The sequence below is a fragment of the Jiangella muralis genome (assembly GCF_001270745.1).
In the GTDB taxonomy this organism is placed as follows: domain Bacteria; phylum Actinomycetota; class Actinomycetes; order Jiangellales; family Jiangellaceae; genus Jiangella; species Jiangella muralis.
In genome coordinates, this window is record NZ_LFXL01000066.1 from 1 (window position 1) to 13,578 (window position 13,578).

General features: G+C 71.5%; 15 protein-coding genes. 7 read left to right on the plus strand and 8 right to left on the minus strand.

All coding sequences use genetic code 11. From position 1 onward, the window contains the following. Positions 1-1,243 (plus strand): hypothetical protein (locus tag ACW62_RS32365; RefSeq protein WP_205629749.1); only part of this gene is annotated, 1,243 nt, incomplete at its 5' end. 40 nt (positions 1,244-1,283) lie between these two features. On the opposite strand, the gene ACW62_RS32370 is transcribed toward ACW62_RS32365, so the two are convergent. Further along, complete coding sequence (locus ACW62_RS32370; protein ID WP_053208257.1) at positions 1,284-1,865, minus strand: AAA family ATPase; 582 nt, start codon at positions 1,863-1,865, stop codon at positions 1,284-1,286. Positions 1,866-1,998: 133 nt separating this feature from the next. Between ACW62_RS32370 and ACW62_RS32375 the strand changes: the two genes are divergently transcribed. Then, entirely contained in the window at positions 1,999-2,793 is a 795-nt protein-coding gene (locus tag ACW62_RS32375; RefSeq protein WP_053208258.1) for an ArsR/SmtB family transcription factor, read from the plus strand. Positions 2,794-2,855: 62 nt separating this feature from the next. After that, positions 2,856-3,398 carry a GNAT family N-acetyltransferase gene (locus ACW62_RS32380; RefSeq protein ID WP_053208259.1) on the plus strand — a complete coding sequence of 181 codons (543 nt, stop codon included), beginning with the start codon at positions 2,856-2,858 and terminating at the stop codon, positions 3,396-3,398. Here the strand turns inward: ACW62_RS32380 and ACW62_RS32385 are convergent. After that, positions 3,373-3,708 (minus strand): YnfA family protein, encoded by a 336-nt coding sequence (locus ACW62_RS32385; RefSeq protein ID WP_053208268.1) that lies wholly within the window; start codon positions 3,706-3,708, stop codon positions 3,373-3,375. The genes ACW62_RS32380 and ACW62_RS32385 overlap by 26 nt on opposite strands. 60 nt (positions 3,709-3,768) lie before the next feature. Between ACW62_RS32385 and ACW62_RS32390 the strand changes: the two genes are divergently transcribed. After that, positions 3,769-4,179: a RidA family protein gene (locus ACW62_RS32390; protein WP_053208260.1), complete on the plus strand. Its 411-nt coding sequence runs from the start codon at positions 3,769-3,771 to the stop codon at positions 4,177-4,179. A 167-nt stretch (positions 4,180-4,346) separates the two neighbouring features. Beyond that, positions 4,347-4,970, plus strand: a complete 624-nt coding sequence (locus ACW62_RS32395; protein ID WP_053208261.1) for a glyoxalase superfamily protein — start codon at positions 4,347-4,349, stop codon at positions 4,968-4,970. 63 nt (positions 4,971-5,033) lie between these two features. Here ACW62_RS32395 and ACW62_RS32400 read toward each other — a convergent pair whose 3' ends face one another. The 6 genes from ACW62_RS32400 to ACW62_RS32425 all read right to left on the minus strand — a co-directional run bounded on the left by ACW62_RS32400 (position 5,034) and on the right by ACW62_RS32425 (position 11,160). Then, positions 5,034-6,086 carry a phage baseplate protein gene (locus tag ACW62_RS32400; protein ID WP_053208262.1) on the minus strand — a complete coding sequence of 351 codons (1,053 nt, stop codon included), beginning with the start codon at positions 6,084-6,086 and terminating at the stop codon, positions 5,034-5,036. After that, entirely contained in the window at positions 6,083-6,790 is a 708-nt protein-coding gene (locus ACW62_RS32405) for a glycerophosphodiester phosphodiesterase (RefSeq protein ID WP_053208263.1), read from the minus strand. The genes ACW62_RS32400 and ACW62_RS32405 overlap by 4 nt, the downstream gene beginning before the upstream one ends. Further along, complete coding sequence (locus tag ACW62_RS32410; protein WP_053208264.1) at positions 6,790-8,196, minus strand: ABC transporter substrate-binding protein; 1,407 nt, start codon at positions 8,194-8,196, stop codon at positions 6,790-6,792. Before ACW62_RS32410 ends, ACW62_RS32405 begins: the two co-directional genes overlap by 1 nt. A 35-nt stretch (positions 8,197-8,231) precedes the next feature. Continuing rightward, positions 8,232-9,056: a carbohydrate ABC transporter permease gene (locus ACW62_RS32415; protein ID WP_053208265.1), complete on the minus strand. Its 825-nt coding sequence runs from the start codon at positions 9,054-9,056 to the stop codon at positions 8,232-8,234. Further along, the gene (locus ACW62_RS32420; RefSeq protein WP_053208266.1) at positions 9,053-10,030 is read right to left on the minus strand and encodes a carbohydrate ABC transporter permease; all 978 of its coding nucleotides are present in this window, start codon (positions 10,028-10,030) and stop codon (positions 9,053-9,055) included. The genes ACW62_RS32415 and ACW62_RS32420 overlap by 4 nt, the downstream gene beginning before the upstream one ends. A gap of 320 nt (positions 10,031-10,350) precedes the next feature. Beyond that, positions 10,351-11,160, minus strand: a complete 810-nt coding sequence (locus ACW62_RS32425) for a DeoR/GlpR family DNA-binding transcription regulator (protein WP_053208269.1) — start codon at positions 11,158-11,160, stop codon at positions 10,351-10,353. 143 nt (positions 11,161-11,303) lie between these two features. Between ACW62_RS32425 and ACW62_RS32430 the strand changes: the two genes are divergently transcribed. Both ACW62_RS32430 and ACW62_RS32435 read left to right on the plus strand, forming a co-directional pair. Beyond that, the gene (locus ACW62_RS32430; protein WP_083460441.1) at positions 11,304-12,866 is read left to right on the plus strand and encodes an FGGY-family carbohydrate kinase; all 1,563 of its coding nucleotides are present in this window, start codon (positions 11,304-11,306) and stop codon (positions 12,864-12,866) included. After that, positions 12,863-13,474, plus strand: a complete 612-nt coding sequence (locus ACW62_RS32435) for a histidine phosphatase family protein (protein WP_053208267.1) — start codon at positions 12,863-12,865, stop codon at positions 13,472-13,474. Before ACW62_RS32430 ends, ACW62_RS32435 begins: the two co-directional genes overlap by 4 nt. Positions 13,475-13,578 lie beyond the last annotated feature (104 nt).

The window sequence follows — 13,578 nt, forward strand, 5'->3', positions numbered from 1 at the left end:
TCGCCACACTCATCACATCAGTCACGCAGGCACGCCGAACCACTTTCCCAACACGTACTTAGACGTCAGCGACAGCGTGGTCGAAGGCACGATGGCCCTGATCGAGGCACGGGTCGGCGGGCGACTCGATCTTCACGGGACCGTCATCGACGGCACCGGCGCTCATGGATACAGCATCGTTGCCGACGGACTCGAGGCCGGCGCGTACGTGGACCTCGGCACGATCAGGTCGGCCGGCGCGGTCCACCTCATCGGAGCCCGCATCTGCGGGCCGCTCAATCTGACCTCCGCCTGCGTCAACGGCGTCGACTCCGATGGGCAAAGCTTGATCGTCGAGCGGTTGCAGGCTGCCAGCAGCATGGCTCTCGGCGAGTTCAGCTCGGCCGGCGCTGTCGTCCTCTCCGGAGCCCATGTCACCGGGCAACTCAACCTGCGCGACGCGTCTATCGGCGGTGCCGACCCCAGCGGTACCGGCGTGACGGCGGACGACCTACGGGTCGACGGCAGCCTGTTCCTGGACGGCGGCGTGACGGTCGCGGGCCTGGTTCGGCTGGACGGCGCCACTCTGGGCAACCTAATCGTCGGCGAAAACGAGGCCAGGCTCCCCCACCTGGGCAAGGTGACCGGCTGGCGGCTCGGCGACCTGCAAGGAGTGGTCCGCACCGACCGGAAGGCCGCCGCGAGGTGGCTGGAGTCGCAGCGCGCCGCCCAGCCGTGGCAGGAGCTCGCCGCGTTGTACGAGCGGAACGGCCAGCCCGCCGACGCCCGCTGGATCCGGTACCGATCCGCCGTCCGCTCCACCCGTAGCACCCGCGGCCTGAGCTGGTTCTTCCGGCAGCTCTACAGGGTGACCACCGGCCACGGCTACTACCCGATGGCGGCGCTGGTGTGGCTGGTGGCCATCTTCGGCCTCGCATGGGGCCTGGCCGAGGCCCGGCAGGACGAGTTCACCACCGGCACGACGGCGACGATCCAGGCCGACCTCGAGACCCGGGCCGAGCCGCCGTTCCCCGGCCGCGTGCCGGCGGCGTGGTGCCGCGACAGCTGGGACGTGAGCTGTCCGCAGCCTGTGTCCTATGCGCTCGCCACCGCGTTCCCGGCGGCGGCCTCGTCGCAGTCCTGGACGCCGCCGGACGAACCCTGGCTGGTCGGCGCCGCCTTCCACGTCCTGCGCCTGGCCGCCTGGGTGTTCACCGCGCTGCTCCTCGCCGGTGTCACGGGCCTGTTGCGCAAGCAGACCTGACCGAACCCGCCCCACGCTCGTAGGAGCGGCGACGCCTGAGTCAGGCGAGGGCGGCCTTGGCGGCGGCATGAGTGACGACGTCGGCGGCGGTCTCGTCCGGGGTTTGGGCCGAGGAGTCGAGCCACCAGCCGACGCCGGCGAGGGAGCGGTCCATCTCGTCGGCCAGGCCGCTGTAGTCGTAGTGGACCTGCGTCTCCGGAGCCCGTTCGGCGTTGCGCCGCCGGCAGGTGTCCAGCGACGGCGCGAGGACGACGAAGTGGACGGGGAGCGGCGCGAGCCACGCCGTCATCGCGTCCAGCACGTCCCGATTCGGCACGACGTGGTCGATGACGGGCAGGAAACCGGCGGCGGCGAAGTTGCCGGCCAGCGAGCACAGGTTCCGCGCCCGCAGCAGCAGTTGCCGCCGTGACTCGTCGCGCGGCTCGCCGACCACGCTGACGCGCCCGTTGACGATGAAGTCGGCCATGACGTCGCCATCGAGGCGCGCGGAGCGGGTGTACCGGGCGGCGACCAGCAGCGTCACGGTCGTTTTGCCGGCGCCCGGCAGCCCGGTGACGATCAGCGCGCCCGGAGGCGGGGCCGACAACGGGTCCAACGGCGAATGCGGCGGCGAGGCGGTCATCGCCGCCCATCCTGCCGCCCGGTCCCCGTCGCCGCATCCGAGTTTCCGCACGCTTGATAGGCAGCCAAACGGCTGCCTATTATCGGGGTCTGAAAGGCAGCCAATCAGCTGCCTGTCGGGCGATGAGGGACCCATGGACGACGACGTGTTCCGCGCGCTGGGCGACCCGAGCCGCCGGGCGCTGCTGGACAGCCTGAACCGCGACAACGGCCAGACGCTGCGTCAGCTCTGCGCGGGTCTCGACATGGCCCGCCAGTCGGTCAGCAAGCACCTCGCCGTCCTCGCCTCCGCCGGCCTCGTGACCACGGAGAAGCGCGGCCGCGAGAAGCTCCACTTCCTCAACGCCGAGCCGATCAACGCCATCGCGGACCGCTGGATCAGCCGGTACCACCGCGGACGCGTCCAGGCACTCGCCGACCTCAAGACCGCATTGGAGAGCACTCCCGTGAGCGACACCGAGTTCACCTACACCACGTACATCCGCACGACGCCGGAGCGGCTCTGGCAGGCGCTCACCGACAACGCGTTCACCAGCCGCTACTGGGGCGTCACGTTCGACACCGATTGGCGGGCCGGCGCGCCGATGGTCTGGCGCGAGGGCGGCGCGACGATCGCCGACGACGGGCAGCGCGTGCTCGAGGCCGACCCGTACCGCCGGCTCTCCTACACCTGGCACTCGTTCACCCCCGAGTTCGCCGCCGCGCACGGGCTCGACCCGGACCGCGTCGCCGAGCTGGCGAAGGAGGACCGGTCCAAGGTCACGTTCGTCCTCGAACCGGCCGGCGAACTGGTCCGGCTGACGGTCGTCCACGACGGCTTCCCGCCGGGCAGCCAGGTCCTGCGCGACGTCAGCGGCGGCTGGCCGGAGCTGATCGCGAGCCTGAAGACGCTGATGGAGACCGGCGAGCCGCTGCCGTCCAGTTCCTGACCCGGCGACGCCGTAACGCGCCGCCTTGTGTTCCGGCGCCGCGGCGAGCACGATGTGCCCCGATGACCGAAGTGATGACCGAGCCGAAGCACGTCAGCATCGTGCAGTTGAACGAGGCCGCGTTGACGGCCCTCGCCGCGGGCGACCTCGTCGCGGCCAACCAGGAGTCGCCCGTCCACCTGACGCCGTACTGCGCCGGGCCGCACTGGAGCAGCGTGTGGCGCATGCGCAGTAAGCAGATCGCCACCGACCCCGCCAGCGGCGCCTGGATCACCGGCATCGTCTGGGACGACGACGCCCAGGTGGCCGTGGGGCGCGCGGGGTTCCACGGGCCGCCCGACGGCGAGGGCCGGGTCGAGCTCGGCTACGCGATCGACCCCGCCCACCGGCGCCGCGGATACGCCCGCGCCGCGCTGGAGCTGATGCTCGACCGCGCCACCCACGACCCGCGGATCCGCGTGGTCCGGGCCACGGTCAGCCCCACCAACCTGGTCTCGCGCAACCTCGTCCAGCAGTACGGGTTCATCGAGGTCGGCGAGCAGTGGGACGATGAGGACGGGCTCGAGACCATCTACGAGCTCACGAGTGACGAGGCGCGTACATGATGATCGCGACGCCGACGACGCAGATCGCCGCGCCGACGACGTCGTAGCGGTCCGGCCGGAACCCGTCGGCCACCATCGCCCAGGCCAGCGAGCCGGCGACGAACACCCCGCCGTACGCGGCCAGAACCCGGCCGAAGTGCGCGTCGGGCTGCAGCGTCGCCACGAATCCGTACAGGCCGAGCGCGATGACGCCGAAACCGGTCCAGAGCAGCCCGCGGTGCTCGCGCACGCCCTGCCAGACCAGCCACGCGCCGCCGATCTCGGCGACGGCGGCGAGCAGGAACAGAGCGATGGAACGGGCGACGGTCATGGCCGCCACCCTAGGATCCGGCCCGCCGACCTTGTCGGTGGCCGCCCATAGGCTGCCGCCATGCCCATGCAGTTGATCAACCCGCCCACGCTCCCCCAGCCGCCCACCTACTCCCAGGTCGTCGTCGCCACCGGCTCGCGTCAGGTCGTCGTCGCGGGTCAGGTGCCGTGCGACGCCGACGGCAACCTGGTCGGCGCCGGCGACCTCGCCGCGCAGACCGAGCAGACGCTGCGCAACGTCGCCACGGCGCTCGCGGCGGCCGGCGCCACCTTCGCCGACATCGTCCGGCTCGGCATCTTCGTCGCCGGCTACGACGAGCACAGCCTCGAGCAGATCCACGCCGGCCTGGTCGCCGCCGCCGACGTCGCCGTCCGCCCCGACGGCCCGCCCGCGGCGACGCTGGTCGGCGTGGCGGCGCTGGCGTTCCCCGGCCAGCTGATCGAGATCGAAGCGACCGCCGTCCTGCCCTGATCGACGCTAGAGTCTGCGGCAAGGCTGGTGCAGCCTGCCGCTTGCGCCCTCGACGGGACGGTGAATCGCACCGCGCTGTGCCCTGCATGGTCCCCTTGATCACCTGGTGGGCCCCGCCGGCAACGCAAGCACCGGACGCGCGTCCACCATGATCATGGAGGATCAGCATGCGCACCTTCCGCGACGCCAAAACCATGGCGAAGGCGCTCCGCACCGAACTCGCCGACCGCCGCGGCGTCGACCTCACGCACAGCGAGTGCCTCGAGATCGTCGCCCGGCAGTTCGGCTTCGACGACTGGAACGTCCTGGCCGCGAAGACCGCCGAGCTCAGCAGCATCGACGGCGACGGCTCGGCCGGGGCGTGGGGCGCCCGGGCCTCGACCATCCCCGTCCTGCGCGTCTTCTCGGTCGAGAACGCCCGCGAGTTCTACCTCGACTTCCTCGGCTTCGCCCTCGACTTCGGCGGTCCGAACAACGGCGGCGACTCGCCGTTCTACGGCCAGGTCTCCCGCGGCCACTCGACACTGCATCTCACCGAGGTGGCCTACGACCCCTACCCCGGCGCGACCGTCTTCATCTGGCTCGACGGCGTCAACGACCTCCACCACGAGCTCAACGAACGCCGCGAGACCGTGAAGGTCTGGGGTCCGGCCGTGTGGGCGCCGATGCCGGAGGAGACGGCGTTCGGCACGGTCATGACCATCGCCGACCCGTTCGGCAACACCCTCCGGTTCACCGAGCCGGCCGACCCGAAGGAGCGCGCCGCACTGCCGCGCTGGTCGGCGCCGTAGCCGGCCGCGTCGTCAGCCGAGCGGCGTCCTCAGCCGAGCGGCGTCCTCAGCCGAGCGGCGTCGTCAGCCGAGCGACTTCGTCAGGATCGTGCAGAGCCGGTCGTCGTCCGGGTCGGCGGTGACGCTGGTGCCGAACGCGAACCCGAGCCGCGCCGTCGGCCGCCGTCCGGGCGAGGTGAGCCAGACGCCGAGGCCCTCGGGCTCACGCCGGTGCAGCTCGTGCCCGTCGGTCGTGCGGACCCGTTCCGCGACGGCTCCCGTGCGCCAGTCGACCCGCGTCAGGTGCGCGTTGCCCTGCCCGGACGGCGGGTTGGCGTCGCTGTAGATCTGCCCGTCGTAGAGGTAGAGGTCGCGCCCGTACGTCGCGTAGCCCTGGAACACCGGCCCGCCGCTGAGCACGTCCGGCTGCGCGACGTCGGCGATCGGTTCATACGCCGGCCGCTCGCGCCGCACGTCGTCGAGGTCGAAGAGCGCGTACCGGAACGCGCCGTCGCGGCGGTACCGCATGACCAGCGTGCGGTGGACGGGGTCGACGTTGCAGGTGGTGCGGTCGACGCCGGGCAGCAGCTCGCGCCGTTGCAGGCCCGGCGTCGCGTCGGCGTCGATGACGGCGCCGTCGGCGAACGGGAACCGCAGCAGTCGCGTGCCCCACCCGCTGGTGCCCTCGGTGACGGCGTCGACCTCCGTCCACAGGTGCACCTCGCGGCCGGACCTTTCCACACCGATCGCGACACCGTGGCCGAACCGCTTGAGGTACATGCGCCCGAGCAGGTTCCCGGCAAGGTCCAGCTTCGACAGGGTGAGGTCACCGCGGGCGGCCCGGCGCGCGTACTCCTCGTCGCCGGGGGCGTCGCCGGGCAGGACGGTGCCGCCCTGGGTGATCTGCACGACGTAGACGTGCCCGCCGGGGCTGTCGACGGCGAACGACTGCATGATCGTCCGCTGGTCGTGCAGTCCCACGTTGACGAGGAACGGCTCGGCCGGCGCGGTCAGGTCGAACGGCCGGGCCCGTCCGGGCAGTCCGGCGGCCGGTGCCGCCTCTATTGCTCCCAGCGCGCCGGCTCCCGCCGCCGCACCGCCAAGCCGCACGAACGCCCGCCGCGAGAGTTCCGTCATGGTGCCGCCTCCTCGATCCGGATGAGTTCGGCCACGGTGGCGGCCGTGTGGTCGGTGGTGAACCCGTCGACGCCGAGTGCCTGCGCGTCGCGCAACTGCTCCGGCGTGTTGACCAGCCAGACGCTGAATTCCAGGCCGTGCGCCTGCGCCCTCTCGACCAGCGCGCGGTCGGTGCCGCTCCAGCCGAACAGCACCCGCGACGCACCCAGCTCGACGGCGCGGTCCAGCGACTCGGCCGACCCGCCGGACGCGATCAGCCCGACCCGCGCGTCCGGGAACAGCCGGACCAGCTCGGCGACGACGTCCGGGTCGAAGCAGCACGGCGAGATGCGGGCGAGGTCGTCGGGGCGGTCGCGCAGCAGTTCGGCGAGCGGGCCGGCCGCCTCCGGCGCCTTGATCTCCACCTGCAGAGCCAGCCCCGGGCCGACGCCGTCCAGCACCTGTTCGAATGACGGGATCCGCGCGCCGCCGCCGGCGTCGAGCGCCTGGAGCTCACGCAACGTCAGCTCCGCGACGGCGCCGGTGCCGTCCGTCGTCCGGTCGACGGTGGCGTCGTGCATGACGACCAGCCGTCCGTCGGCCGACAGCCGCAGGTCCAGCTCGACCTCGTCGGCGCCCTCGTCGACCGCTTGCAGGAACGACCCGACAGTGTTCTCCGGCAGCACCGACGGCGAGCCGCGGTGCGCGCACACGCTCAGGTCCATCAGCCGAAGTACTCCTCGTACGCGGGCCGGATGTCCTCGACACCCTGCCGCAGCTGCTCGGCGACCTCGTCGAACACGTCCTGCGGGTCCTCGCTGCCGTCGCTGTAGATGCGCTGCAGGCCGCTGATGATGAGGTCGGTGCCGTTGGGCAGGTAGGACCGGATCGCGTCGCTGCCCTGCGCCTCGGGCAGCTGCTCGACGGCGACGTTGAAGTTCGGGTCGCTGGCCAGGGTCTCCGCGAGCTCGGGGACGTCCATCGACGCCTTGACGATCGGCAGGTACCCGGTCGCGAGCGTCCACTCGGCGGCGTTCTCCGGCTGGCCGAGGAACTTCAGCAGCTGGAACGCGGCGTCCTTCCGTTCCTGCGCGGCGCCCTTGAGCAGCGAGAACCCCATGCCGCCGGTCGGGACGCCGCTGGCCACCTCCTTCGGCAGGAACGCGGTGCCGACCTCGAATCCGGCGCTCGCGGACGCCTCGTAGATGCCGCGCAGCCCGCCGGTCGACGTGATCGCGGTGGCGACGACGCCGGTGCCGAAGTCGGTGCCGGCCGCCTGCGCGAGGTAGCCGTAGCCGTCCTCGAAGATGTACTCCTGGTGCCAGCGGGCCGCGTCGACGGCGCCGCCGGAGTCGATGGTGACGTCCAGGCCCTCGGACAGCTTGCCGCCGAACTGCCAGGTCGCGGCCATGAACTGCCAGTCGTCGTCGCCGGTGAACGCGTGCGCCTTCAACGGCTGGCCGTTGACGCTGAGCTGCGAGATCTCGGCCGACCACTCGCGCAGCTCCGTCCACGTCTCGGGACCGCGGTCGGGCAGGCCGAGCTGCTGGAACACCGTCTTGTTGTAGTAGAACAGCGGGGTACTGCGGCCGAACGACAGCCAGTACAGCTCGTCGCCGACCAGCCCTTCGTCGTAGAGCGCCTCGACGTAGTCGTCGCGGCCGAAGTCGTCGTCGAAATAGCCGTTCAGCGGCTCCAGCGCGTCGTTGATGAGGAACCGGCCCCAGAACGTGTCGGCGAGCATCATGACGTCCGGGACGGCGCCGGCCCGCAGCGCGGCGGTCAGCTTGGGCGCGGACTCGGGGTACGGGCCCTGGAACTGGACCTCGGCGTAGATGTCCTCCTGCGACTGGTTGAAGCTCTCCACCAGCGCGGCCAGCGCCTCGCCGTTGACGCCGCTCATCGCGCTCCACATGGCGACGTTGACGCGGCCGGCGTACTGCGACGGCGGGCTGATGTCGACCTGGTCGAGGTTGCCACCGGGGTCGCCGGTGCCGTCGTCGCTGCCGCCGTCGTCGGTGACGCCGCCCGCACAGCCGAGCAGCGGGACGGCGACACCGGCGGCCGCCGCCATGGCGAGGAAGTCGCGGCGGCTCGGCCGGGAGGGTCGCAGAACGGTGCGGTGTCGCATGTCGAAAGCGTCCTTTCGTGACGAGCGGGCGGGGGTCAGCCCTTGACGGCCCCGCCGGTCAGCCCGCGGGTGATCTGCCGTTGGGCGAGGAGGAAGAGGATGAGCATCGGGAGCGCGACCATCACCGTGCCGGCCATGATCGCGCCCCAGTTCGCGTAGCCCTCGTTGGAGCGCAGGTAGAGCAGTCCGATCGGCAGCGTCCGCATCTCGACGGTGTTGGTGACGATCAGCGGCCAGATGAAGTCGTTCCACATGTCGACGACGGCGATGATGCCGACGGTGACCAGCATCGGCTTGCACATCGGCAGCACGACCTGCCACATGATGCGCAGGTGCCCCGCGCCGTCGACCCGCGCCGCCTCGACGACGTCGCCGGGCAGCGTGAGCATGTACTGACGCAGCAGGAACATGCCGAACACCGAGCCGGCGCTGGGCACGATCAGCCCCAGGTAGGTGTTGATCCAGCCGAGGTTCGACACGGTGATGTAGTTGACGATCAACGTGACGTTGTTCGGCACCATCAGCGCGCCGAGCATCACCAGGAAGATCACGTTCTTGTAGGGGAACCGCAGGAACACGAACGCGTACGCCGTCAGCGTCGCGTTGACCAGCTTGATCGTGGCGCCGCCCGCGGTGACGATGAGCGAGTTGACGAAGAAGTCGCCGAATGGGGCCGCCCGCCACGCATCGGCGAAGTTCTCGAAGTGCCAGCCGGGCAGCCAGCGGGGCGGGAACTGGTAGATATCACCAGATTCTTTGAGAGCCGACGAGAACAGCCAGTACATCGGGCCGATGAACAGCAGCCCGACGGCCACCAGGCCGGCGTACAGCAGCACCCGTCGCAACCGTGCGGCGGTCATGTGTAGTGCACCTTGCGCTGGACGAACCTGGTCTGCAGGCCCGTGACGAGAAGCAGGATGACGAACAGCAGCATGGCGGCCGCGGCGGCGGTGCCCGCGTCAGAGGCGCGGAAGCCCTGCTGGTAGACGTACCACGACAGGGTCGTCGTGGCGTCGCCCGGCCCTCCCCCGGTGAGGACGGCGATCATGTCGTACGCCTGGAACGTGCCGATGATCGACGTGACCAGGACGAAGAACGTCACCGGCGACAGCAGCGGCAGCGTGATCCGCCGGAACGTCGTCCAGGTGCCGGCGCCGTCGAGCTTGGCCGCCTCGTACAGCTCCTCCGGGAGGTTCTGCAGCCCGGCGAGGTACACGATCGCGACGAACCCGAGGCCCTTCCACAGGTACGCGATGATCAGCGCGATCATCGCCCAGTCCGCGTCGTTCACCCATCTCGGCGACGCGACCCCGAACGGGTCGAGCACCACCCGCGTCAGCCCGTACGCCGGGTCGAAGATGAACAGCCACAGCGTCGCGACGGCGGCGCCGCTGACGATGTGCGGGGCGAACGCGGCGGTCCGGACGATGCCCCGGCCGCGCAGCTTCTGGTCGAACAGCAGCGCCACCGCGAGCCCGAGGATGACGCTGCCGATGACGATCGCCGCGCTGAACGTCAGGGTGTTCAGCAGGATCCCGTGGAAGCTGGAGCTGCTGAACAGGTTCTCGTAGTTCTGCAGGCCCACGTACCGCGGGGCGCCGGACAGCATGTTCCAGCGGGTCAGGCTCAACCACGCGTTGTAGATGACCGGCCAGTAGTCGAAGGTGCCGATGATCAGCAGGTTCGGCGAGATCATCAGCAGGAAGAGCGCGTACTCCTTGCGGCGACGGCGCCAGTGGTGCCGGCTGCGGCGGCGTCCGCGCGTCGTGGGAGCGCCGCCGCCCGTGCTCGCGCCGGCGGTCTGGCCCTGCCGGTCGGCGGTGGTGGTGGTCAAGAACGCCTCCCGACGTGACGGTCGCAATCGGCCAATCGATGTGGTGTGCGAGTGACCGTAACAGACTTAACACAAAGAACGATAGACTTAACTTCCACGAAGAGATGAACGGCAAGCGGCTACCCGGCGACCGGCCTACAACCGGCCTGGGACCGGCCTACGACCAGCCCGGATCACGGCCGGCTCGGGGCCGGCGCGGGGCCCACCCGGCGGCATGAGCGAGGCAGGCTGCGGCACTGGGCGGCAGCGCAGATCCGGCGCCGCGGCCCCTCCGCCCGACCGGCACCGCGGCCCCTCCGCCCGCCCGGCACCGCGAACGCTCAGGAGACCGACACCACGATCGTGTGATCGCGCAGCTCGGCGAGCGCGCGATCACCCACCGCGGAGTTCACCACCACGGCGTTGAAGTCCGACGTCGGCGCCAGCCGGTGCAGCGCGGTGCGGTTGAGCTTCGTGGGGTCCATCAGCAGGATGCGGCGCCGGCCGGCCGCCATCATCGCGCGTTTCACGGTAACGATCTCGGGTTCCTGGTGATAGGTGGTCGACATCGTCATGGCGGACGTGCTGAGGAAGACGATGTCGGTGGTGAGGGCACCGATCGCCTCGATGGCGCTGAGCCCGAGGAACGCGTCGTGGGTGGCGTTGTAGTCGCCGCCGACGCCGATCAGGTGGACGTCCGGCGTCGACTTCAGCACCTGCATGATCGGCAGGTAGTTCGTCACGACCGTCAGCGGGCCGAGCCGCAGGTCGCCGAGCCGCCGGGCGACGAACAGGTTGGTCGTCGAGGTGTCGAGCATGATCGACATGCCCGGCTCGATCATGCCCAGCGCGGCCGACGCCAGCGCCTCCTTCTCCTTGACCTGCACCCGGACGCGGTACTCGGAGCTGCTCTCGAACACCGTCGACGGCTGCGCGGAGACGCCGCCGTGGAACTTCCGCACGACGCCGCGGCGGGCCAGCTCGTCGAGGTCGCGGTGGACCGTCATGACGCTGGCGCCGGTCAGCTCGGTCAGCTCGGAGACCGAGGCGACCCCGTGAGCGACCACGTGCGACACGATCGCCTGCTGCCGCGCCTCACGGGCGAGCGTGCGCCGCGACGGCGGGTCGGCGGGACGGGCGGGCGGCTTCATGCGGACAGTCTGGCGCAGTGTCCGGCCGTTGGCGTGCGCCACCTCGTTCCACCGCTGGATGGGTTATCTTTAACATTCAGACGTGTTATCTATGCGATAACGTGCTGGCTGAAACGCGCAGACATCGAGGCGACGGGGTGCATATGGATCCGAGGCCGGCTGACGTCATCCGGGTGGGCATCGACCTCGGGACCCAGAGCGTGCGCGCCCTCCTCGCGGACGACGCCGGACGGGTGCTCGCGCTCGGGTCGGCCCGGCTCACCAGCCATCGGCGCAGCGACGGCGACCGGCGGCACGAGCAGGACCCGCATCAATGGTGGGACGCCGTCGGCACGGCGTCACGGCAGGCGTTCGGCGCGTTGACGCCGGAGCGGCGGCGAGCCGTGGTCGGCGCGGTCGCCATCTGCAGCACCTCGGGCACCGTCCTGCTCGGCGACGACCACGGCGCGCCCCTCACCCCCGCCCTCATGTACGACGACGCCCGCGCGGTCGACGAGCTGGCCCGCCTGAACGAACGCCTGGACGACGGCCGCGCCGCGATCCAGCTGTCGTGGGCGCTGCCGAAGATCGACTGGCTGTTCCGGCACCACACGACCACCGGGCGGTCCGGCCGCCACGTCATGCACAGCGCCGACGTCATCGCGGCCGCGCTGGTCGGGCACCGGGTCGACACCGACAGCAGCCACGCGCTGAAGTCCGGCTACGACGTCGTGGCCGGGCAGTGGGACGAACCGCTGCTCGCGGCCGCCGGCGTCGTCCCGGCGACGCTGCCGGCCGTCGTGCCGCCGGGCAGCACGCTGGGCACCGTCACGGCGGCGGCGGCCGAGCACACCGGCATCCCGGCCGGCACCCGGGTCGTCGCGGGGATGACGGACGGGTGCGCGGCGCAGATCGCGGCCGGCGCCCTGACCCTCGGCTCCTGGAACGCCGTCCTCGGCACGACGCTGGTACTCAAGGGCGTCTCGGCCACGCTGATCGACGATCCCGCGGGCGCCGTCTACAGCCACCGCCACCCCGACGGCGGCTGGCTGCCCGGCGGCGCGTCGAACGTCGGGGCGGGCGCCGTCGCGGGCGAGTTCGCCGACGACGACCTCGACGCGCTCGCCGCCGAGGCCGGCCGCCGCTTCGAACCGGCCGGCGCCGTCATCTACCCACTGACGGCGCGCGGGGAGCGGTTCCCGTTCGTCCGGCCCGACGCGAGCCGGTTCGAGCTCGGCGCCACGTCGTCCCGGGCCGAGCGTTACGCCGCCGTCGTCCAGGGCGTCGCCTACGTCGAGCGGCTCTGCTTCGAGCGGCTCGCCGCGCTCGGGGCTCCCATCGACGGTGATATCCGTATCACCGGTGGCGGTACCCGCAGCGACTACTGGAACCAGTTGCGCGCCGACGTGCTCGGGCGGCCGCTGGTGATCCCGCGCACGCCGGAGCCGGCGTTCGGCATGGCGGTGCTCGCCTCCGCCGGCCACCACGCCGATCCGGGGGTCACGGTCACGGACCGCGCCGCCGCGATGGTCGGGCGCCGCGCGGTCGTCGAGCCCCGCGCCGACGCGCACGAACGCCTGACCCAGGGCTACGACCGCCTGGTCGCCGAACTCACCCGACGCGGCCACCTCGAAGCGGCCACCCCGGCCACCACATCGGCGACGCCAGCCACCACGGCCACCACATCGACCGCCGCACAGCGGCTGAGCGGCAGGTTCTCCCCATGACGACGACCATCACGCTGGCCCGGCACGGCCGCACGCCCTGGCACGAGGGCAACCGGTACACCGGCTCCAGCGACATCGGCATCGACGACGTCGGCAGGGCGCAGGCCGAAGTGCTCGCCGCCCACGCGAAGGAGTACCCGCCGGCCGCCCTCTACGCGTCCGACCTGCTCCGCTCCCGCCAGACCGCGGCCGCCGTCGCCGACGTCACCGGGCTGGACGTCCAGGTCGACCCGCGCCTGCGCGAACTGGACTTCGGCGCCGCCGAGGGCCGCACGCTCGCCGAGGTGCGCGCCGACGACCCCGAGGCCGCCGCCGCGTTCGTCCGCGACCCGGTCGCCCACCATCTCCCCGGCGGCGAGCGCCCGGAGGCCGCCGCCGATCGCGCGGAGCGGGCGCTGCGCGAGATCGCCGCCCGGCACCCGGACGAGCGCGTCCTCGTCGTCTGCCACAACACGCTGATGCGGCTGGTCGTCTGCCGGCTCACCGGCATCCCGCTGCGCGCCTACCGCACCGTCCTGCGCGGCCCCGACCCGACGGCCACGACGCAGCTCAGCTTCGCCGGCGACACCGTCATGCTCGACCACTACAACCAGGCGCCGCGACGATGACGCAGACCAGCCGCGGCGTCCGTCAGGACCGCATCGCCGACCACGTGCTGCGCGAGGGCTCGGTCACCGCGAGCCAGCTGGCCGAGACGTTCGGCGTCAGCCTC